At 56.3% G+C, this 20911-nt stretch carries 23 protein-coding genes; 8 read left to right on the forward strand and 15 right to left on the reverse strand.

From position 1 onward, the window contains the following. The first annotated feature begins 48 nt into the window (after positions 1-48). Positions 49-1071, forward strand: a complete 1023-nt coding sequence (locus tag ENTMO_RS0111035) for an LLM class flavin-dependent oxidoreductase (protein WP_010430534.1) — start codon at positions 49-51, stop codon at positions 1069-1071. A 63-nt stretch (positions 1072-1134) separates the two neighbouring features. Here ENTMO_RS0111035 and ENTMO_RS0111040 read toward each other — a convergent pair whose 3' ends face one another. Continuing rightward, positions 1135-2169: an AI-2E family transporter gene (locus tag ENTMO_RS0111040; protein WP_010430537.1), complete on the reverse strand. Its 1035-nt coding sequence runs from the start codon at positions 2167-2169 to the stop codon at positions 1135-1137. 132 nt (positions 2170-2301) lie between these two features. On the opposite strand from ENTMO_RS0111040, the gene ENTMO_RS27010 reads away from it, so the two are divergent. The 3 genes from ENTMO_RS27010 to mdtI all read left to right on the forward strand — a co-directional run bounded on the left by ENTMO_RS27010 (position 2302) and on the right by mdtI (position 3268). Beyond that, the gene (locus ENTMO_RS27010; RefSeq protein ID WP_085928911.1) at positions 2302-2472 is read left to right on the forward strand and encodes a protein YdgV; all 171 of its coding nucleotides are present in this window, start codon (positions 2302-2304) and stop codon (positions 2470-2472) included. Positions 2473-2589: 117 nt separating this feature from the next. Continuing rightward, entirely contained in the window at positions 2590-2952 is a 363-nt protein-coding gene (gene mdtJ / locus ENTMO_RS0111045) for a multidrug/spermidine efflux SMR transporter subunit MdtJ (RefSeq protein ID WP_010430538.1), read from the forward strand. Beyond that, complete coding sequence (gene mdtI, locus ENTMO_RS0111050) at positions 2939-3268, forward strand: multidrug/spermidine efflux SMR transporter subunit MdtI (RefSeq protein WP_010430539.1); 330 nt, start codon at positions 2939-2941, stop codon at positions 3266-3268. Before mdtJ ends, mdtI begins: the two co-directional genes overlap by 14 nt. A 46-nt stretch (positions 3269-3314) precedes the next feature. On the opposite strand, the gene ENTMO_RS0111055 is transcribed toward mdtI, so the two are convergent. The 5 genes from ENTMO_RS0111055 to ENTMO_RS0111070 all read right to left on the reverse strand — a co-directional run bounded on the left by ENTMO_RS0111055 (position 3315) and on the right by ENTMO_RS0111070 (position 7691). Next, entirely contained in the window at positions 3315-4136 is an 822-nt protein-coding gene (locus ENTMO_RS0111055; RefSeq protein ID WP_010430540.1) for a trypsin-like serine peptidase, read from the reverse strand. Between the two features lie 101 nt (positions 4137-4237). Next, positions 4238-4321: a small membrane protein YdgU gene (ydgU, locus tag ENTMO_RS27015; RefSeq protein ID WP_020688251.1), complete on the reverse strand. Its 84-nt coding sequence runs from the start codon at positions 4319-4321 to the stop codon at positions 4238-4240. Positions 4322-4411: 90 nt separating this feature from the next. After that, entirely contained in the window at positions 4412-4732 is a 321-nt protein-coding gene (gene asr / locus ENTMO_RS0111060) for an acid resistance repetitive basic protein Asr (protein WP_029485059.1), read from the reverse strand. A gap of 146 nt (positions 4733-4878) precedes the next feature. Then, positions 4879-6363 (reverse strand): carboxypeptidase M32, encoded by a 1485-nt coding sequence (locus ENTMO_RS0111065; RefSeq protein ID WP_010430546.1) that lies wholly within the window; start codon positions 6361-6363, stop codon positions 4879-4881. Positions 6364-6437: 74 nt separating this feature from the next. Continuing rightward, on the reverse strand, positions 6438-7691 hold the full coding sequence (locus ENTMO_RS0111070) for an MFS transporter (RefSeq protein WP_010430549.1): 1254 nt from the start codon (positions 7689-7691) through the stop codon (positions 6438-6440). Between the two features lie 121 nt (positions 7692-7812). Between ENTMO_RS0111070 and ENTMO_RS0111075 the strand changes: the two genes are divergently transcribed. The 3 genes from ENTMO_RS0111075 to bioD all read left to right on the forward strand — a co-directional run bounded on the left by ENTMO_RS0111075 (position 7813) and on the right by bioD (position 10886). Beyond that, positions 7813-8718 (forward strand): LysR family transcriptional regulator, encoded by a 906-nt coding sequence (locus tag ENTMO_RS0111075; protein WP_010430552.1) that lies wholly within the window; start codon positions 7813-7815, stop codon positions 8716-8718. A gap of 121 nt (positions 8719-8839) precedes the next feature. Beyond that, a complete protein-coding gene (gene mlc, locus ENTMO_RS0111080; RefSeq protein ID WP_010430555.1) occupies positions 8840-10060 on the forward strand; it encodes a sugar metabolism global transcriptional regulator Mlc in 1221 nt (406 codons plus the stop codon). A gap of 130 nt (positions 10061-10190) precedes the next feature. Beyond that, the gene (gene bioD, locus ENTMO_RS0111085) at positions 10191-10886 is read left to right on the forward strand and encodes a dethiobiotin synthase (protein ID WP_010430557.1); all 696 of its coding nucleotides are present in this window, start codon (positions 10191-10193) and stop codon (positions 10884-10886) included. On the opposite strand, the gene clcB is transcribed toward bioD, so the two are convergent. From clcB to ENTMO_RS0111130, 9 genes are all read right to left on the reverse strand, one after another. After that, complete coding sequence (gene clcB, locus ENTMO_RS0111090) at positions 10821-12131, reverse strand: voltage-gated ClC-type chloride channel ClcB (protein ID WP_029485060.1); 1311 nt, start codon at positions 12129-12131, stop codon at positions 10821-10823. The two genes, bioD and clcB, sit on opposite strands and share 66 nt — an antisense overlap. A 102-nt stretch (positions 12132-12233) precedes the next feature. Further along, positions 12234-13382 carry an osmoprotectant ABC transporter ATP-binding protein OsmV gene (gene osmV, locus ENTMO_RS0111095; RefSeq protein WP_010430562.1) on the reverse strand — a complete coding sequence of 383 codons (1149 nt, stop codon included), beginning with the start codon at positions 13380-13382 and terminating at the stop codon, positions 12234-12236. Further along, on the reverse strand, positions 13382-14029 hold the full coding sequence (gene osmW, locus ENTMO_RS0111100) for an osmoprotectant ABC transporter permease OsmW (RefSeq protein WP_006808875.1): 648 nt from the start codon (positions 14027-14029) through the stop codon (positions 13382-13384). Before osmW ends, osmV begins: the two co-directional genes overlap by 1 nt. Positions 14030-14037: 8 nt before the next feature. Then, entirely contained in the window at positions 14038-14937 is a 900-nt protein-coding gene (gene osmX, locus ENTMO_RS0111105) for an osmoprotectant ABC transporter substrate-binding protein OsmX (RefSeq protein ID WP_010430568.1), read from the reverse strand. Positions 14938-14955: 18 nt separating this feature from the next. Continuing rightward, positions 14956-15666, reverse strand: coding sequence for an osmoprotectant ABC transporter permease OsmY (osmY, locus tag ENTMO_RS0111110; RefSeq protein WP_010430571.1), 711 nt, complete (start codon positions 15664-15666; stop codon positions 14956-14958). 271 nt (positions 15667-15937) lie between these two features. Next, on the reverse strand, positions 15938-16681 hold the full coding sequence (locus ENTMO_RS0111115) for a YoaK family protein (protein WP_029485061.1): 744 nt from the start codon (positions 16679-16681) through the stop codon (positions 15938-15940). A 155-nt stretch (positions 16682-16836) separates the two neighbouring features. Continuing rightward, positions 16837-17460 carry a glutathione S-transferase family protein gene (locus ENTMO_RS0111120; protein WP_010430575.1) on the reverse strand — a complete coding sequence of 208 codons (624 nt, stop codon included), beginning with the start codon at positions 17458-17460 and terminating at the stop codon, positions 16837-16839. A 72-nt stretch (positions 17461-17532) separates the two neighbouring features. Next, entirely contained in the window at positions 17533-18729 is a 1197-nt protein-coding gene (locus ENTMO_RS0111125; protein ID WP_010430577.1) for an MFS transporter, read from the reverse strand. 49 nt (positions 18730-18778) lie between these two features. Then, positions 18779-19906 carry an alpha/beta hydrolase gene (locus ENTMO_RS0111130; RefSeq protein WP_071985419.1) on the reverse strand — a complete coding sequence of 376 codons (1128 nt, stop codon included), beginning with the start codon at positions 19904-19906 and terminating at the stop codon, positions 18779-18781. 114 nt (positions 19907-20020) lie between these two features. Here ENTMO_RS0111130 and ENTMO_RS0111135 point away from each other — a divergent pair, with 114 nt between their 5' ends. Next, positions 20021-20905, forward strand: a complete 885-nt coding sequence (locus ENTMO_RS0111135) for a LysR family transcriptional regulator (RefSeq protein ID WP_010430582.1) — start codon at positions 20021-20023, stop codon at positions 20903-20905. Positions 20906-20911: the final 6 nt, after the last annotated feature.

Here is a 20911-nt window from a genome sequence, read left to right on the forward strand (position 1 = left end):
TAATGCGTAAAGTAGGTACAACGCAAAGCATTATCAGGACACAGAGTCATGAAAAAGATCGGGTTTTTATCCTTTGGTCACTGGACGCCGTCGCCGCAGTCCGGTACGCGCTCGGCGGCAGACACGCTGCTACAGTCCATTGATTTGGCCGTGGCGGCCGAAGAGTTGGGCGCAGACGGTGCCTATTTCCGCGTACACCACTTTGCCCGCCAGCTGAGCTCACCGTTCCCCTTACTGGCGGCGATAGGCGCAAAAACCAAACGTATTGAAATCGGTACGGGCGTGATCGACATGCGCTATGAGAACCCGATGTATATGGCGGAGGACGCGGGGGCTGCGGATCTCATTTCCGGCGGTCGTTTACAGCTTGGCATCAGCCGCGGTTCCCCGGAGCAGGTCATTGATGGCTGGCGTCATTTTGGCTATGTCCCGCAGGAAGGGGAAGATGAATCGGATATGGCGCGCCGTCATACCGAGGTGCTGCTCGAGGTGCTGCGCGGAGAAGGATTTGCAAAACCGAATCCACAGCCGATGTTCCCGAACCCGCCAGGGTTATTGCGTCTGGAGCCGCATTCCGAAGGCTTGCGGGACCGTATCTGGTGGGGCGCGGGGTCGAATGCGACCGCGGTATGGGCCGCCACACTCGGAATGAATTTGCAAAGCTCCACGCTGAAAGACGATGAAACCGGCGAGCCGTTTCATATTCAGCAGGCAAAACAGATCCGCGCGTATCGGCAGGCCTGGGCCGACGCGGGGCATACCCGTCAGCCACGCGTGTCGGTCAGCCGCAGCATTTTTGCCCTGATGGATGACCGCGATCGGATGTATTTCGGTTCAAGCCGCAATGAGAGCGACAGTGTCGGTTATCTTGATGAAAAAACGCGCGCTATTTTTGGTCGCAGCTATGCCGCAGAGCCTGACGCGCTGATCGAACAGTTGAAAAAGGACGAGGCCATCGCCGAGGCGGATACGCTCTTGCTGACCGTGCCGAACCAGCTGGGCGTGGACTATAACGCACATGTTATTGAGTCCATTCTGAAGCATGTCGCACCGGAAATGGGCTGGAGATGATGTCCCGGGCACTCTGGATCGCCGATTCGGCGATCCAGAGTTTGTTGCAGGCCGATGGAGGGGCTAGCGATGATCCATATCGCTTAGCAGCACGGCGATGCTTTGCCCGCCCGCCGTTTGCTCCAGCCCAATCTTCACGATGATCGTCAGTGGAACAGAAAGCAGCATACCCACGGGACCCAGCAGCCAGCCCCAGAATATCAGGGACAGGAACACCACCAGCGTGGAAAGCCCCAGCCCGCGGCCCATCATGCGTGGTTCAAGAATGTTCCCGAACACCAGGTTGATCGCCAGATAACCCGCTAACAGAACCAGCGCATCATAAAGCCCACTGAACACCAGCGCCTGAAGAATAGGGGGGATCGCCGCCAGCACGGAACCAATGTTAGGAATGTAGTTGAGGGCAAAGGCCAGCAATCCCCAGACGAAAGCAAAGCGGACACCCAGCGCGACGAGCATCCCCCAGACCACCAGGCCAGTCACCAGGCTGATGGCGGTTTTCAGCACCAGATAGCGTGAAACGCTGTCCAGCGCGCGCTGAATCGCCCCCATACCTTCTACCGGACGAACCATGATTTGCTGCAGCTTTGCGGGCAGTTGTGGCACTTCCAGCAGCATAAACACGACCGTCAAAAACAGCAGGAAAATGGATGTCATAGCGTTAGAGAGCTGCGCCAGCAGGCTGGTAACGAGGGTCATGGCGGCATTCGGATCGATATACTTCAGCAGTTCCTCAACCGAGACCTCAATACCTGCCCGCTGCAGCCAGGGCTCGAGTTGCAGGAGCGGGATCGCCAGCGAAGAACGGTATTTTGGTAGCGTACGCGCCAGCTCGTTCAACGATGTCCCGAGATAGGCCACCAGTAGCACCATGACAACGATGATAATGCTGATGAGCAGCGTGATCGCCAGCACGCGGGGAACGCGTAGCCGCACCAGGCGCTGTACCAGCGGATTCAGGATCACCGCAATAAAAAGCGCCAGAATAAATGGCACAATGATGTCGGCTGCAAAACGAACGCCGGTCAATATGATTACCAGCATGCCCAGCATAATGACAATCTTCAGCCCGTTCAGGGTAATGATGGGTTTAGCCATGGAAGTTCCTGAATAATGTTTTATTTATAATAGATGCATTATCCGAGTAAAAAAACTAACCAAAATCAAACGGAATGGGTAAAGAAATGAAAAGACTTTGAGTAAAACCCTGGCTTATGGTACAAATCTAGCGTGTTCAACTATCGAGGACAATTTTCATCCGCAAAGACGAGAAGCAACAACGCGGATAATTGTAATTTTATGGACAATTTGTTCAGGACGTATTTTTCAACAAACACCGCTGTATTCTCCACTTCCTTCTGCCTTCTGTCTGGTGAGCAACACTGGCGCAACGCGCTGTAGTCACGTCTTCTGCCTGAGCTGGCGCCCTGCGCTTAGCTGTCTGATCTCATTTAATATTTTTTGGTTTGCTGTCCAACGCGAGCCACGATGGATTATATTCTCAAGCAGGAGAAGAACATGTTTTACTGGATTTTATTAGCCCTGGCTATTATCGCTGAAATTACCGGCACCCTGTCGATGAAATGGGCAAGCGTGAGTGATGGTAATACCGGTTTTATTTTAATGCTGGTGATGATTACCCTTTCCTATATTTTCCTCTCATTTGCGGTAAAAAAAATCGCGCTGGGTGTCGCGTATGCCCTGTGGGAAGGTATCGGTATTTTATTGATCACGCTGTTCAGTGTCATGATATTTGACGAAACCTTGTCGACAATGAAAATTGCCGGATTAACCACGCTGGTGGTAGGGATCGTGCTGATTAAATCGGGTACACGTAAACCGACGAAACAGCAGAAGGAGCAGGCTCATGCAGCAGTTTGAATGGATCCACGCGGCCTGGCTGGCGCTGGCCATCGTGCTGGAAATCGTGGCTAACGTCTTTTTAAAATTCTCTGACGGTTTTCGCCGTAAGTTTTATGGCTTGATGTCCATTGCCGCCGTGCTGGGGGCATTTAGCGCCCTGTCGCAGGCGGTAAAAGGGATCGACCTTTCTGTGGCCTATGCGCTGTGGGGTGGCTTCGGTATCGCCGCCACCCTGGCAGCAGGCTGGATCCTGTTCGGTCAGCGTTTGAATCACAAAGGCTGGATCGGCCTGGTTCTGCTGCTCGCAGGCATGATTATGATAAAACTCGCCTGATGTCAGTTTCGACATCCTATTCAGGCAGCGATATTCGCTGCCTTTTTTATTGCTGCGCGAGCGCTTCCAGCTTGTCGCGAAAACCGGTAACCGACAGGGCACGGTTATCGGCGCGCCATCTGTCTTTGGCGGATGGGGCAGAGCTTTGAACACCAATCAACTGCCAGCCATTCTCGGTTTTCAACATCAGCGGTGACCCGCTGTCACCCGGTAGCGTATCGCACTGATGCGAGAGCACGCTGTTTTGCGCCCAGCCAGTGACCGTGCAGTCTGTATGTGTGTAGAGAGAATCAAGATGATCGACCGGGTAGCCGGATTGCGTCACTTTTCGGTCGACGGCTTTCAGTGCCGCCGTCAGCGCGGCTTTGTCACCGTCGAATAAGGGCAGGGGTGTGATACCCGATGGCGGATAACGCAGAACAATCAGCCCAAAATCCCAGGATGCGGCGGCAGGGGGCACAATCCAGCCCTCACCATCCGGTTTTAAGCGTTTACCCAGAGAGGGATCAACCCGTCCTTCAATGCCGTGGATCTCATAGCGCCAGACCCCTTTTTGCGACACAAAGCGCAGGGCGATAGCTTTATCCGGTTTACCGGCTGGCGGCATGAGAAGGCAATGACCGGCCGTCAGTGCCAGTTGAGGCGTGATTAATGTTGCGGTACATAAGTTACCGCTGGCCGTTTCCAGTTGTCCTATGGCATCCCAGGGGGCTTGCGTCGGATCGGTAACCCGCGTGCGGTCATCATGACCAAAAAAAAGGGTCTTGACCTCTTTGGCGCTGATAGCGTCTTCATCACCATCGTCCGCATGTAAGAATCCTGAAAAAAGACCAAACGTTCCCAGTAACAACACAACAGATTTACGCATATCACACTCTGGTGGGGTAATTATGATTATTAAAAGTGAACCCTATGAAAATACTATAGACGGGACAGCGCGAAAGTGGGAGTAAAATCAGCGTGCTACAATCAGGAAAGATAAAACTGGCTTGCGATGAGCGCGCATAAAATAAGCAAGATAAGAATGAGCTCAAACCGATAGCGCCGCAGCATACGCCCTCCGGATAAAAAAACGGCGCGGAACTGGTCGGTTCAGCGCCGGTTTACCAACGTGCCCCGAAGGGCGCGGTTTAGCTTGTACTCTTACGCAGCTGGCTGTGCAGCTGGTTTAGCAGCTTCGTGTTTTACTGCTTTTTTGTGATGCTTTTTAGCAGCCTGCGCTTTCTGCTCTACAGCAGGTTTGGTCGCTTTTTTGTGGTGCTTTTTAGCGGCCTGGGCTTTCTGCTCTGCAGCAGGTTTTGCTGCTTTGTGATGTTTCTTATGGTGAACCGCTTTGGCTGGCGCAGCGGTGGTGGTTGCAGCTGGAGCCGCAGCAGGTGTTGCGGTCGCGGTAGTTTCAGCAGCAAATGCAGCAGAAGACAGACCCATAGCAGCGGCAACAACCAGAGCTAATACTTTTTTCATTTTCATACCCTCGAATTTGGTTTTTCATTTAACCCCACTGCGGGGCCGTTGAAAGAACTATATCCCTGTAAACTCGGGGTTTCCGTGAGTGATTGGTATCGGCGTGTAACCGTTTGTACAATGCCGGGTTCCCCCGGCGATGTCGATCACAAATAGCGCGAGGTCAGATGTTCGCGGAAGTAGCGGATATTCAGATCTTCCCCCGTCGCCTGGGTAATCAGTTGAGAGGTGCTAAACCGGCTGCCGTGCTGCCAGACGTTCTGGCGCAGCCAGTCGAACAGCGCTGAGAAATCGCCGTCAGCAATAGACGCTTGCAGACCCGGAAGCGCCGTTTTCGCGGCGTGGAAGAGCTGCGCAGCGTACATCGCACCCAGCGTGTACGACGGGAAATACCCAAAGCCGCCGTCGGTCCAGTGGATATCCTGCATACAGCCGTTACGATAGTTATCTTTGGTCGATAGCCCAAGCCAGGCCTGCATTTTCTCATCCCACAGCGCCGGAATGTCGTCCACCTCAATGTCGCCGTTGATCAACGCGCGTTCAATTTCATAGCGCAGCACCACGTGCGCCGGGTAGCTCACTTCGTCCGCATCAACGCGGATATAGCCCGGCTTCACGCGCTGGTTCCAGGCGATAAAGTTCTCTTCGCTGAACGCAGCCTGACTGCCAAAGCGGGCGTGAACGGCAGGGAGCAGATGCTTCAGGAAGGCCTCGCTACGCCCGAGCTGCATCTCAAAGAACAGGCTCTGAGATTCGTGGATTGCCGTTGAGCGCGCCAGCGCCACGGGCTGTCCGGCCCAGGCGCGCGGCAGGTTTTGTTCGTAACGCGCATGTCCGGTTTCGTGGATCACGCCAAACAGCGCGCTTAGCAGCTCGTCCTCGTCGTAGCGCGTGGTGATACGCACGTCTTCCGGCACGCCGCCGCAGAACGGGTGCGCACTGACGTCCAGACGACCGCCGTTAAAATCGAAGCCGAGCATCTTCATGGCTTCCAGACCCAGCTCACGCTGCGTCGCGGTCGGGAAAGGGCCCTGCGGCGGAACGAATGACCGCTGAGCCTGTTTTTCCACGACGTTTGCCAGGAGGTCCGGCAGCCAGGATTTCATGTCGCCGAACAGCACGTCCAGACGCGCGCTCGTCATGTCTGGTTCAAAAATATCGAGCAGCGCGTCGTAGGGCGAACCCCCTTTGGCGTCGGCGCGCAGGCGGGCCTCTTCGCGGCTCAGTTTCACCACCTCTTTCAGGTTGGCGGAAAACCCCTGCCAGTCGTTGGCGGGGCGCTGAGTACGCCACGCGTGCTCGCATTTGCTGCCTGCCAGCGACTTGGCTTCCACCAGCGATTCTGGCAGCAATGTTGCTTGTTGATAATGGCGCGTCATTTCACGCAGGTTGGCCTGTTCGACATCATTCAGGTCTTCGCTTGCCGCGGCAGCCAGCCAATCACCCACTTTTTTATCGGTCAGGATCTGGTGTTGCAGGACGCTCATCTCCGCCAGCGCTTCACCGCGCGCGGTGCTGCCGCCCGGCGGCATCATGGTGAACATGTCCCAGCTGGCGATGGAGGATAGGTGGGAGAAGCGGGAGAGACGCTGGAAGGTGCGGGTGAGTTGCTGGTAGTTATTGTTTTTCATGAAGTCCTCGTGTCTGAATCAGCCGATGACAAAAATTAGCATCGGCTCGATTTAAACACGAAGGACGCAGAATGTTAATGCAGACGTTTATGCAAACTTGCCCCCACCAGTAGCGCCGCGCACAGCATCAGCGCGATAAACCCGCCCACGCCGTTCCAGCCGTAGTTGTGCCAGAACACGCCGCCGAGCGTCCCGGCAATGCTTGATCCCAGGTAATAGCTAAACAGATACAGCGACGACGCCTGGCCCTTTGCGCGACGGGCACGCGGGCCAATCCAGCTGCTGGCGACCGAGTGGGCGGCGAAAAAGCCTGCAGAGAAGAGCAGCATTCCGGCAAAAATCAGCCACAGAGAGGAGAAGAGCGTCAGCAGAAGGCCGACCAGCATCACCGCCGTGAAGAACAACATCACCGGGCCACGACCGTAGCGTGCGGTCATCGCTCCGGCTTTTGGCGAACTCCAGGTACCGGTGAGGTATGCCACGGAAAGTAGGCCGACCACCGCCTGGCTGAGATGCCACGGAGAAAGCATCAGGCGATAGCCAATGTAGTTAAACAGCGTGACAAACGAACCCATCAGCAGAAAACCCATCAGGAACAGGCGCGGCAGCCCTTTATCACGCCAGTGCAGGCGGAAGTTGATAAACAGCGTTTTGGGGCGCAGGGACGCCGGGCGGAAGTGACGTGATTCCGGCAGGATTTTCCAGAACATCAGCGCAGAGGCGAGCGCAAAGCAACCAATCACCGCCAGCGCAATGCGCCAGTTAAAGAAATCCGTAAACACCCCGCTCAGCAGGCGTCCGCTCATCCCGCCGATGGAGTTCCCGCTGATGTACAGCCCCATAGAGAAGGCGACAAAGCTCGGGTGGATCTCCTCGCTGAGGTAGGTCATCCCGACCGCAGCGACGCCGCTCAGCGATAACCCGATCAGCGCACGCATTATCAGGATACCGTGCCAGCTGGTCATCATTGTTGAAAGCAGCGTACAGACGGAGGCCAGCATCAGAGCGGTGACCATGACCTGCTTTCGGCCAATCGCATCTGAGAGCGGCCCGGTGAACAGCAGACCGACCGCCAGCATCCCGGTGGAGAGAGAAAGCGAAATACTGCTGCTGGCAGGCGACACGCCAAACTCGTGGGACAACACAGGCAGGATCGGCTGCACGCAATAGAGCAGGGCAAAGGTTGCGAGACCTGCTGAGAAAAGCGCCAGCGTGACGCGCATAAACTGAGGGGTACCACGTTTAATAAACTGCACCGGCTGAGATGCTGCAGGTAAATCATCAATATCATTTGCCGGAGTGATATCAATGGTAGTTGTACGACTCACACATGTTCCTTGCTTAAACATCCCCGTGATTTCTGGTGACGGGTATGACCACAAGATCAGAGTAGGAAAATGTAAATATTCTGTCTAATATATTAATAATCTCAAATGATACTTTAAAAATATGAATATCGAACTGCGTCATTTACGCTACTTCGTGGCGGTAGCAGAGGAGCTGCATTTTGGCCGCGCGGCGGCGAGGCTGAACATCTCTCAGCCACCGCTCAGCCAGCAAATTCAGATCCTCGAACAGCAGGTTGGGGCGCGTCTGCTGGCGCGTACGAACCGTAGCGTGAGCCTGACCGCCGCGGGCAAGCAGTTCCTGGCCGACAGCAGGCAAATTCTGAGCATGGTGGATGACGCCGCTGCCAGGGCGGAGCGGCTGTATCTGGGGGAGACCGGCGAACTGCGGATCGGCTTTACCTCGTCGGCGCCCTTCATCAGCGCCGTCTCTGAAACCCTCTCATCGTTCCGCCGCCATTTCCCGGACGTGCATATTCAGACCCGCGAAATAAACACCCGCGAGCAAATTTCGCCGCTCAACGAGGGGGCGCTCGACCTGGGGCTGATGCGTAATACCGCACTACCGGATACGCTGGCGTGGCAGGTTATCCTGCGCGAACCCCTGATGGCGATGATCCCGCAGGATCACCCTCTGGCGTCGCAAGCTTCCGTGACGCTGGCAGAGCTGGCAAAAGAGCCCTTTGTCTTTTTTGACCCTCAGGTCGGCACCGGTCTGTATGACGATATTTTGGGCCTGATGCGTCGCCACGATCTCGCCCCGGTTATTACTCAGGAAGTGGGGGAGGCCATGACCATTATTGGTCTGGTTGCCGCCGGACTTGGGGTTTCTATTCTCCCGGCGTCCTTTAAGCGGGTACAATTGCAGGAAATGCGCTGGGTGGCGATTGCCGAAAAAGAGGCGGTTTCCGAGATGTGGCTGGTCTGGTCAAAACATCGCGAACAGAGTCAGGCGGCGCAGCGGTTTAAAAAGCAGCTCATTACAGCCTCGGCAGGGCGATATTTATAGGGAAACTGGGGTAAAAATGTGCGGTAAATCACATGGCTAAGTAAATATTTGACGACGCCTGGTGAAGTGCTTCACCATAGCCAACAGTTTATTTCGAAGCTCGAAAATAAGGGAGTACGAGGTGGTTGCTGATAGCCAGCCAGGGCATATTGATCAGATTAAGCAGACCAATGCAGGCGCAGTGTATCGCCTGATTGATCAGCTCGGTCCGGTTTCGCGTATCGATCTTTCGCGCCTGGCACAACTGGCACCCGCCAGTATCACCAAGATAGTTCGCGAAATGCTGGAAGCTCACCTGGTCCAGGAGACGGAAATACAGGAGCCGGGCAGCCGTGGACGTCCTGCTGTCGGGCTGGTGGTAGAAACGGAAGCATGGCACTACCTGTCATTGCGCATCAGCCGGGGGGAAATCTTCCTTGCGCTGCGCGATCTCAGCAGCAAGCTGGTGGTGGAAGACCGGCTGGAGCTCCCGCTCGATGCGGAACAACCGCTTCTTGACGCCATCCTGACCCATATCGATCACTTCTTTATCCGCCATCAGCAGCGGCTTGAACGGTTAACGGCGATTCCTATCACCATGCCGGGTATCATTGATACCGAGAATGGCATCGTGCACCGCATGCCGTTTTATGACAATGTCAAAGAGATGCCGCTGGGTGAGGTGCTGAAAAACCATACCGGCGTGCCCGTCTACATTCAGCATGATATCAGCGCCTGGACCATGGCGGAGGCGCTGTTTGGCGCATCTCGCGGCGCGCGCGACGTTATTCAGGTGGTGATTGATCACAACGTGGGGGCGGGGGTGATTACCGACGGTCGCCTGCTGCACGCCGGAAGCAGCAGCCTGGTGGAAATCGGTCACACGCAGGTCGACCCGTACGGTAAACGCTGCTACTGCGGGAACCACGGCTGCCTGGAGACCATTGCCAGCGTCGAAAGCGTGCTGGAGCTGGCGCAGGTGAGGCTCAGCCAGTCGATGAGCTCCTCGCTTCACGGCCAGCCGCTTACCGTGGATTCTCTCTGCGCTGCAGCCCGACAGGGGGATTTACTGGCGAAAGATATCATCACGGGCGTCGGTAACAACGTGGGCCGCATTCTCGCCATTATGGTCAATCTGTTTAACCCACAAAAAATTCTGATTGGTTCACCGCTCAGCCAGGCGGCGGAGATTCTCTTTCCGGCGATTTCTGCCTGCATCAACCAGCAGGCGCTTCCTGCGTACAGTAAAAACATCGCGGTCGAAAGCACCCAATTTTCGAACCAGGGAACCATGGCCGGTGCCGCGCTGGTGAAAGATGCGATGTATAACGGCTCTTTACTGATCCGTTTGTTGCAGGGTTAACTCTTTTCCATAGATGTAAGAAATATTGCGCTATCTCAAGCCGGGTAGCGCACGCATCCCGTAGACTTCCCCCACTGAATTATTTACCTGGTTTATATTTTCGAAGCATACCCAAGAGGTGGAATGAGTCATGCTTAAGCGTTTCTTTGTTACTGGTACTGATACCTCTGTCGGCAAGACCGTCGTATCCCGCGCATTGCTGCAGTCTCTGGCAGCCAGCGGTAAACGCGTGGCAGGGTACAAACCGGTCGCAAAAGGCAGTAAAGAGACGCCAGACGGATTGCGTAATAAAGACGCCCTGGTGCTGCAAAGCGTTTCGTCCATTGAATTACCTTATCACGCGGTAAATCCTATCGCGCTAAGCGAGGATGAGAGCAGCGTGGCGCACAGCGGCCTGATCAACTACAGCCTGCTTTCCGACGGTCTGGCGAGCCTGAGCGAGAAAGTGGACCACGTTGTGGTTGAAGGCACCGGCGGCTGGCGCAGCCTGATGAATGATTTACGCCCGCTTTCCGAGTGGGTGGTGCAGGAACAACTGCCCGTGGTGATGGTGGTCGGCATTCAGGAAGGGTGCATCAACCATGCCCTCCTGACGGCACAGGCCATTGCCAATGACGGTCTGCCGCTGGTGGGCTGGGTGGCTAACCGTATTAACCCGGGGCTTGCGCACTACGCTGAAATCATCGAGGTGCTGAGCAAAAAACTCCCCGGGCCTTTAGTGGGTGAATTGCCCTACCTGCCGCGCGCCGAGCAGCGCGAATTAGCGCAGTACATCGACCTCTCTGCTTTCAGCAGTATGGGGTCCGTAGACAGAGTCGTGGCGTAACGTCCTCGACAGTACCGACGCGACGACGCACGCGACCAGCAAGCCGGGCAGTAAAGAATACTGCCCGGTCATTTCACAGACCATCAGTGCCGACATAATTGGCGCATGCGACGTGGCAGCCAGCAGCGTTGCCATACCTGCCAGCCCCAGCAAAATTGCCGTCTCAGCACCAGGAAACCACAGCGCAAATAGCTGCGCAAACAGCATTCCTGTCGCCATGCCGACAAATAACGTCGGTGTGAACACCCCGCCGGGCGCGCCCGAGCCGCTGCTTGCCAGTACCGCCAGCAATTTACAGATAAACACGCCTGCAATCACCGACAGCAACGGCGGGGCGAGAAGAAAAGCCTGAACCACACTGTAGCCATTCCCCCACACCTTCGGCGTCAGCAGCGACAGCAGCCCGACGATCAGCCCGCCCAGCGCCAGCTGCCACGGCGGCGAAAGCTTAAGGCGCAGAAACAGAGCGTGGCTGTAGGCCATCAGCCACATCAGCAGCGGACCGCACAGCCCGGCCAGCAGTCCCATGCCGACAATCAGGGAATAATTTACCGCGGTGAGACTTTCGTTGAGGTGGACCTGATAAAGGGTGTTTGCGCCGGGGCTGAGCAGGCGAGTCGTAAGCAGCGCGACCACCGCAGCAATCACCACCGGGCCGAGCGAGGCCAGCATCAGCGTGCCAAACAGGATCTCAGCGATGAACAGGCTTCCGGCTAAGGGGGCGTGGTAGGCGCTGGCCATCCCGGCGGCGGCCCCGCAGGCAATCCACAATTTCCATTCTGATTTAGGGGTAAAGCGCCGGGCGAACAGGGAAGCCGCGAGGGCGGCAAGCAGGATCATCGCCCCTTCACGCCCGATGGCGCTGCCGCTGGCGACCACCAGCAAAGAAGCGAGTGATTTCACCAGGCTGGCACCGTAATCAAACTGTCCGTCTTCGGTTTCCAGCGCTTCCATATAATCGGTTGGCGCGTGAGGCCGCTGCGCGGTAAACCGTTGCCATCCCCAGAGCAGCAGTCCAGCAGCCAGACCGCCCAGCGCGGGCGTCAGCACCCGTCGCCAGGGCGATAATGCGGCGGCGGCGTTCACCAGGCTGCCGCTGTCGTTGCTTAAAAACAGCCACTCCAGCAGATACATGCTGTGGCGGAATACCGCAACGGCCAGCGCGGCCAACACGCCGGTGACGATGGCAATCAGGAGTCGGCGAAACATCGCGGGAATGTCGGGGTAGGCGTGAAGACGTTGCATGGGTCGCGAGTCAACGGGAAAGATATAATATTGTGGCGGGAAAACGTGGGGTTAGCAAAAGGTATCCGCGCGAAAAAGCCGGGCGATGCCCGGCCTGAAAGATTAACTCTCACTATGAATATTTAGCGCCCGGCGCGTACGCCCTGAACTCAGGTACTCGGCAATATAGTCCTGAGAAATCTCGCCGTTGTAGCGCCCGTCCTCATCCACAATCGGCATCCAGCTGGTATTGCTCTCATACAGACGTGAAAGCACCACGCGCAGGTTGTCTTCCGCTTTGCCGGTCATGCGGAACGGATGCAGGATGTCGGCGCAGGTACCGCTGGCGTTACGCGCTTCGCGACGCTTCACAAAGCCCAGCGGTTTGCCGTGCTCATCGACCACGGTAATCGCGCGAATGTCATTATCATCCATGGTTGAAAAGGCTTCGGGAAGCGGGGTAGAACCCCGCACCGTAATGGTCGGCTGCTGGTCGGTCACGTCTCCTGCGGATACCAGCAGCAGACGCTTCAGCGTACGGTCCTGACCGACAAACGAGCCGACAAACTCATTCGCCGGTTTCGCCAGCAGTTCATCCGGGCTGGCGCACTGCACGATTTTCCCCTGACGGAACACCGCAATGCGGTCACCGAGCTTCAGGGCTTCGTCGATATCGTGGCTCACCAGCATGACGGTTTTTTTCAGCTTGCGCTGCATCTCCAGGAACTGGTTCTGGATCACCTCGCGGTTGATCGGGTCCACCGCGCCGAAGGGTTCATCCATCAGCAGCACCGGAGGATCAGCCGCCAGGGCGCGGATCACGCCGATACGCTGCTGCTGGCCGCCGGACATCTCGCGCGGGTAGCGGTTGAGGAACTTATGCGGATCCATCGCCACCATATCCATCAGCTCTTCGGCGCGGGTTTTGCAGCGCGCTTTATCCCAGCCCAGCATGCGCGGCACGACGGTGATGTTCTCTTCGATGGTCATGTTCGGAAACAGGCCAATCTGCTGGATCACGTAGCCAATGTTGCGGCGCAGGGTGACGGTGTCCATCCCGCTGGTGTCTTCACCGTTGATCAGGATTGTCCCGCTGCTCGGGGTAATAAGGCGGTTAATCATCTTCAGCGTGGTGGTTTTCCCACAGCCGGAAGGGCCGAGCAGGACGCACATTTCCCCTTCGGGCACGTTCAGGTTGACGTTATCAACGGCCTTAAAGGTCTGGCCGTGCTTCTGTGAAAATTGTTTGGTGAGGTTTTCCAGTTTTATCATTATCGAATCCCCTTTGGAGTCAGAACCACCTGCAGACGGTGCAGCAGCCAGTCGAGCACAATCGCTAAAAGACAAATCATCAGCGCGCCCGCAATCAACATGCGAATATCGCTTCCGCCGATGCCATTGAGCAGCAGCAGCCCCAGACCGCCCGCGCCGATCACGGCGGCAATCGCCATCACGCCAATGTTCATCACCACAGCGGTGCGGATCCCGCCGAAAATCACCGGCAGCGCCATCGGGATCTCAACCCAGCGCAGGCGCTGCCAGAAGGTCATGCCGATGCCGCGCCCGGCTTCGCGCAGGCCAGGCGGCAGGCTGTCGAGCGCCGTATGGGTGTTACGCACAATCGGCAGTAATGAGTAGAGAAAAACAGCGGTGATTGCAGGCAGGGCACCGATACCCTGACCGATCAGCGAAAACAGAGGGATCATCAGCCCAAACAGGGCGATGGACGGAATGGTCAGCACGATGGTGGCTATCCCCAGCACCGGCGTTGCCAGCCACTTGTGGCGGACAATCAGAATGCCCAGCGGTACGCCGATGATGATGGCTAAACCTACGGCCAGCGCCACCAGCCACAGATGCTGCAGCGTCAGGGTTAAGAGGTAATCCCAGTTGTCCAGAATGTAGTGAATCGTCTCCATAGCGCCTCCTACAGCAGCTGTTTGCTACGCAGGAAATCTCGGGCGACCTGCTGCGGTGACTGATGGTCGATATCCACCTTCTTATTCAGTTCGGTGATAGCGTCGTTGTTGAGCTGGGCCGAGAGGGTGTTGAGCGCCTCTTCCAGACCGGGGTTGGCCTCCAGTGTGTCTTTACGCACCACCGGCGTCACCGCGTAGCTCGGGAAGAAGCCTTTATCGTCTTCCAGCACCTTGAGGTCGAAGCCTTTCACGCGCCCGTCGGTGGTGTAAATCAGTCCGGCATCGATAAACCCGTCGCGTACGGCGTTGTATACCAGGCCCGGGTCCATCTGGCGGATCTGTGGGCGATCCAACTCCATGTTGTAGGCCGCCTGAAGCGGCTTCATGCCGTCGCTGCGTCCGGCAAACTCCAGGTCTAACCCCAGCAGCCAGTTTTTGTCCGGGTTGGTTTTACGGATCTGCTCAATCTTCGCCACCATCTCCGACATGGTGTTGATATGTTCCGCCTCGGCGCGCTTGCGCTGCATGGCAAAGGCATAAGTGTTGTTCATGTCGGCAGGCTTGAGCCAGACCAGACCGTGCTTCGCGTCCAGGCGTTTTACCGTCTCGTAAGACTCCTGCGGCGACATGCGCTTGTTGATGTGGTTAAAGATGATCAGCGACGTGCCGGTGTACTCCCAGGTCATGTCAATCTGCTTGTTGATCATCGCGTTGCGGGAGATCACCGTAGCAATGTTGGTTTGCGGCTGTACCTGAAAACCTCTCTTTTGCAGGTACTGCACGGTCATTGCCGAGAGAATGTGCTGCTCGGTAAAGCTCTTGGTCGCCAGAATCAGCGGGGCCGCCATCGCCTGGCTGGTGAACAGCGCCGCGGCACACAGCGCCGTCAGGCTGGAAAACAGTCTCATAAAAGCTCCTTGTTATTGTTATCGAGCGAGATGGGGACTCATCGCGCGACCCAGCGCCGCCAGCAGGGTATCGAGGATCAGGGCGAACAGGGCGGTGGCCGCCGCGCCGAGGATCAGGGTCGGGAAATCGTTTAAGTAAATACCGGGGAAAATCAGCTCGCCGTAGCTGCTGGCACCAATCAGGAACGCCAGCGGCGCGGTCCCGACGTTGATGGCGGTGGCAATGCGGATCCCCGAGAGCATGACCGGCCAGGCGGCTGGCAGCTCAACCTGACGCAGACGCTGCAATTTGGTCATTCCGATGCCGTTTGCCGCTTCCAGCAGCGACGGCGGGACCGAGCACAGCCCGGCGTAGGTGTTACGCACTATCGGCAGCAGCGAGGCGAGGAAAAGTGCGATGATGGCGGGCGTATCGCCAATGCCAATCACCACCATCGCCAGCGCCAGAACGGCCAGCGGCGGCAGCGTGTTGCCGACGTTGAAGATTTGCATGACGTATTCGGCGATACCTCGCGCCGCAGGGCGGCTCAGCAGGATCCCGCTCGGAATACCGACCAGCAGGGCAAAGAACATCGACGAGAAAACCAGAATCATGTGCTGTTTCCCGAGATAGACCAGGTCAACCTGGCGCGCCCTGATCGTCTCCAGCCCAATGCCCCAGACGAGGAGGGCGAGAACCACGATAATGGCGCCGACAAACAGCAGCGAACGTTTGAGTAATGGGTGCATTGCGGTGTGTCTCCCTGTGCGCATGCGTTATAGCAACCACCGGTTGCCTGTTGTTATGCCATGTTTCGGCAGGGGTATTTCACCTATAGCAAGCGTTTGGGAAGGGTTCCAGCGAAGGGGTAAAATCAGTAACCCTATGAAAACAGTGACAACCTCGGGTTAAGCCTTATGGCGTAAGGGCTGATAGTGGTGCAGGCAGAATAGTCCTAAAGCGCTTTTTTAAAAGTGACACCGTCACATTTAAGAAAGCGCTTACACCGAATATCGATCATCATCTGCATTGAGAAGCCCGAACCCGTCGAACCCGCGTCGAGACGGTGATAATTGAAACGATAGCGACCACGGCGAGCATCAACCCGAGCGCCAGCATGGCGTTAAACCCGATCCACCTGAACAGCAGCAGTCCTGCGATACCGCCCGTGATAAACGAGAAAAGGGTGGTTAAGTGGGTTTTCAGCTGGCTTTTTTGTGCCGCCGTATCTTTGGAGTAATCCCTGCGGAGCATTGCCACCAGTACGGAGGCCAGGGATATTCCCGCGTCTGTCAGCGTCCCGGTAATATGCGTCGATCTCACCCGTCCGCTGGACAGCTGCGTGGAAGTGGAATTATGAATGCCCATCAGGCCGCACAGAAAAAGAATAATTTCTCTGTTGCTCGTGAGGGTATGAAAAAACATTTCGTAGAAGGAGACGCCGGTCAGCAATATCCCTTCGACAAAAAGGATCTGGCAAAAAACCAGCCGGACGTTATGGATAATGCCCCATATCACGATCGTGCGCGCAATGATTGCGCCTGCGACAAAGGAGAGAATAATCGAGCCGAAAAAAATAATATCGCTCAGATCGGTGGAAGAGACTTCGCTGGATAATTGTGAGGTGTTGCCGGTCATGTGTGAGGGGAAAAAACCAAATGCGCCGAGGGCGATGGCATTCAGCAAACCTGCCGAGGTCGCCAACCAGAGAGCAAGCCGGCGATCCTCCTTATGCGTTCGTTCTTTCTTGAGTCTAATCAGCAAGAATACCTCCAGGTTGAGCGTTGCCTGAATAGTCAGGCTAGCAAAGCGGTGCAACGGGCTGTCCAGGATATGGCTTAATTATTATTCCCTCTGATACGTTTAAGGGTTTAGTAATTAAATAAAATATCCTTGCTCAACATGGGGTCGTAAACACTTTACATCATGCCGTTATTGCCGTGACGCAAAAACGCCGGGCGCTGATTGAGACGTTCAAACCAGGCCTCAATCGCGGGCACGTCGGGCTTATCAAACGGCGTCATCTTCCAGCGATTCACCGACAGCCCAAGCACCACGTCCGCAAGGGTAAACGCCTCGCCCGCTGCAAAGGCTCCGGTGCGCTGCAGCTGGTTTTCCAGAATGGTGATGCAGTGGTTCCACTCTTTTATTCCCGCAGCAATACGCCGAGGGTCGTTAAAGTCCGGGTTTTTACGCCCCAGCGCCGGGAAGACATAGCGCCAGGCGTTATTGAATTCGGTTGCCTGCCAGTCCATCCAGCGCTCAACGTTGGCGCAGGCCTGCGGCTCTGCGGGCAGCAGCGCGTGACGTCCGGCCTTGCGCACCAGATAACGGCAGATGGCGTTGGACTCCCACAGCACGAAATCACCGTCAATCAGTACCGGCACCATGGCGTTGGGGTTCAGCGCGCGGAAGGCATCCGTTTCCGTTGAGGCAAAACCGCTGCCGTAGTCTTCCTGCTGATACTCGAGGCCTGCTTCCTCGCAGGTCCAGAGCACTTTACGAACATTGATAGAGGTGGTTTTGCCGAGGATGTTAATCATGTCGCCGCTTCTCTTCAAAGTGATGAATCGTTTAAAAACAATACACCAGCGGTGAAGAAAAGCGTCAACAAATCATCCGGCGAGTGATTTGTGAAGGCGCAAAAGCAGAAGCGTCAACACAACCGCGCCCAGAAGCAATATTCCGCTCAATGCAAACGTGCTCTGCCAGCCGCTATGATCGAACACCATACCGCCCGCCGTTGAACCGAGCGCAATGGCGAGCTGGATCACTGCGACCATTAACCCGCCACCGGCTTCGGCATCTTGCGGCAGCGTTCGCGCAATCCATGTCCACCATCCCGTGGGAGCCGCCGTCGCCAGCATCCCCCAGAAGCTTAACAGCAGGGCAACGATCCACAGGCTGTGACCGGTCAGTATCAACACGCCTGCAATGACGGCCATCAGCAGGGGAATGGCGATTAACGTCGGGTAAAACGCCGCGTTCAGAACCATGGCAACGAGCAGTGTGCCAACAAAACCCGCGACGCCGATGGTGAGTAAAATCAGCGATAAGCCAGAGGGACTGACCTGCGTGACGGTTTCAAGAAACGGCCGCACGTAGGTAAACAGCGCAAACTGTCCCATAAAGAACAGGCCGCAGGCCAGCAGACCCACAGAGACCGCTCGCTGACGGAACAAACGAAAAACGCTTCCACGCGAGGCATCGTACTGATTCCCTTTCATACCCGGCAGGCTAAAACACTGCCAGATGAAGGCGACTATCGCTACAGGAACCAGGCACAGGAAGGCACCGCGCCAGCCAATGGTGGCGCCGAGATAGCTCCCCAGTGGGGCTGCCACCACTGTCGCCAGCGCGTTCCCTCCGTTGAATATCGCCAGCGCGCGCGATACCTGATGCTGCGGAACAAGGCGAATGGCCGTTGCGGCAGACATGGACCAGAACCCACCTATTGCGATACCGATCAGCGCGCGGCCTGTCATGTAAACCAGATAGTTTGGGGCGAAAGCGATAATCATCCCCGAGAGCGCCATCAGGATCGTCATGCCCAGCAGAAGGTGTTTGCGGTTCATATTCCCGGCAAGCCGGGAAAGGAAGAGACTGGTCAGAACCGCCAGCGCGCCGGAAATCGCGATCCCCTGGCCAGCGAGCCCTTCTGTAACGCCCAAATCTCTGGCAAGGGGCGTGAGCAGGCTGACGGGCATAAATTCCGAGGCAATCAGGACAAATACGCACAGGGTCATGGCAAAAATACCGCCCCAGTGCGCACGTTCCTCATTCTGTAAGGTGGTAGGGTTCAGAGTGGACATAGTCATCTTTCACGAAGCACCGCCCGCTCAACACGGGCGGCGGAGAGGTTTATTTCAGGCTGGTTTTGAAGAACTGTTCAAACTGCGCGAAAGGGATCTTCCCGGCAACGTTGTCGTAGAGGTCGACATGGTTTGCGCCCGGAACAATCACCAGTTCCTTCTGCTTGCTGCCGACCGCTTTAAACGCATCTTCTGCAAAGTAGCGGGAGTGTGCCTTTTCACCGGTTACGATAAGCGTCGGGATAGTAATTTCCCCGGCGTAGCTCAGCAGCGGCATATTCATAAAGGATAATGGCGTGGTCGCGGTCCATGCGCCGGTGGAGTTGACGGAACGCGCGTGGAAGCCGCGCGGCATGCGGTAGTAGTCATAGAACTCCTTCAGTACCGGATGCGGGTCTGCTGGCAACGCCTCTGGCAGAATACGTTCAGCTGCCGTCACCTTGCCGTTTTCATCGACATAAATGTCATGACCGCCGTGCGCGAAGGTCCCGTTCTCAGCATCTTTCCAGCGCTGTGCGTTCAGATACTGCAGAACGGCACGGCGGTCAGACGTTGAATAGCGATCTTTCCCGTAGCCCACGCCGTGGCCCATCGCCCGGCTCATGTCATACATCACGCTGGTGGCGACCGCTTTCACGCGGGTGTCCATGGAGGCCGCATTCAGCGCCATACCGCCCCAGCCGCAGATGCCGAGAATACCAATGCGGTTACGATCAACCTCTTTCTGCAACCCCAGGAAATCCACCGCCGCGCTAAAGTCTTCGGTATTGATATCCGGAGACGCAACGTTGCGCGGCTGGCCACCGCTTTCGCCCGTATAGGACGGATCGAATGCCAGGGTCACAAACCCATTTTCCGCCAGGGTCTGCGCATACAGGCCGCTGGACTGCTCTTTGACTGCACCAAACGGCCCGCTGACCGCAATCGCCGCCAGCTTGCGGTCGCCGCGGTTTTTGGGAAGATACAGATCGCCCACCAGGGTGATCCCGTATCGGTTCTGGAAAGACACCTTACGGTGATCGACTTTGTCACTTTCGGAAAAGGTTTTGTCCCATGTGGTCACCATCGAAACAGGTGCGTTTGGGTTGGTGGTTTCTGCATAACTCATTGTTGTCACCCCACTTAATGATGCACATAGCAGCATCGCAACGGACAGTTTTTGGGTAAATGTTTTCATGGAAATGAACCCTGGGTTGTTGTGTTGCGGTCATTATAGTTAGCAGAAATAGTGCTGATTAGAGGGCGAAAGCTGCTAGGATTCATATCATATTGTTATAAATCGGTAGGCATGATGGCAAAACGGGAAAACTATAATGAGCTGTACCTGTTCATGCAGGTGGTACGGGAGGGGAGCTTCACGGCGGCCGCGCTTCGGCTTGGGCTGGCGCAATCCGGTATCAGCCGCTCGATTCGCGAGCTGGAAGAGCGATTGGGCGTTCAACTTCTGGTCCGCACCACGCGCAAGCTCTCGCTCACCCATGCCGGGGAACAGCTTTATCAGACCGCCGAGTCTGCATTCGATACGCTCGATACGGGTCTGGCGACCCTGGCACACTATCGTCAGACGCCGTCCGGCACGGTGCGTATTAATGCCAGCCAGCATGCTATCGATAAATGTCTGCTGCCAAAGCTCGCCATTTTTAAACAGCGTTACCCAGACATCAGGCTGGAACTGATGAATGAAAGCCGCTTCGTCGACATTATCGCCGAGCGGTTCGATGCGGGTGTCAGACTGGGGCCGGAAGTGGGGCAGGGAATGATTGCAGTGCGTATCACGCCTGATATGGAAATGGCCGCAGTGGCTGCCCCGGAACACTTCAGACGCTACGGTTTTCCGCAGACGCCAGCCGATTTAGTGGATCATCCCTGCATTGCCTATCAGTTTGCCGACGGTAGTGACTATCAGTGGGAACTGGTGCAGGACGGGAAAAAAATCACCCATCGACCAGAGGGGCAATGGGCGCTGTCTGACAGCTACATGGAAGCCGAAGCCGCCCGGCTTGGGCTTGGGCTGGCCTATGTTCCGGTGGAGCTGGTGGCTGACGATCTGGAGCGCGGAACGCTGATCCGGGTGTTGCAGCGCTATAGCCTGCGCATGGACGGGTTGTATCTCTATTATCCGCACCGCAACGTGTCGCCTGCCCTGAGGGCTGTGATCGATACGCTGAAAATATAGCTTTAT

It is taken from the genome of Enterobacter mori LMG 25706, assembly GCF_000211415.1.
GTDB lineage: Bacteria > Pseudomonadota > Gammaproteobacteria > Enterobacterales > Enterobacteriaceae > Enterobacter > Enterobacter mori.